The sequence below is a fragment of the Undibacterium sp. SXout7W genome, from assembly GCF_049339385.1.
In the GTDB taxonomy this organism is placed as follows: domain Bacteria; phylum Pseudomonadota; class Gammaproteobacteria; order Burkholderiales; family Burkholderiaceae_D; genus Undibacterium.
Window position 1 is genome coordinate 1 of sequence record NZ_JBMPPF010000119.1, and the last position, 324, is coordinate 324.

The window sequence follows — 324 nt, forward strand, 5'->3', positions numbered from 1 at the left end:
GGCGTCGATGCACTGATGCATGAGTTCTCACTATCATCGGAAGAGGGTGTTGCACTGATGTGTTTGGCGGAAGCGCTGTTGCGTATACCCGACACTCAAACGGCAGATCGCCTGATCGCCGACAAAATCAGCAAAGGCGACTGGCGCAAGCATCTGGGCGAATCGCCTTCGATGTTCGTCAATGCCGCCACTTGGGGCTTGTTGATCACCGGCAAACTGGTCAGCACCAGCAGCGAAACAGGCCTGGGTTCGGCGCTGACGAAATTGATCGCCAAGGGCGGTGAACCGCTCATCCGCAAAGGCGTCGACCTGGCCATGCGCATG

At 57.7% G+C, this 324-nt stretch carries 1 protein-coding gene; it reads left to right on the forward strand.

Annotated elements, in window-relative coordinates; genetic code table 11:
• On the forward strand, positions 1-324 hold a 324-nt coding region (locus ACO0LB_RS20745), incomplete at both ends, for a hypothetical protein (RefSeq protein WP_423052613.1).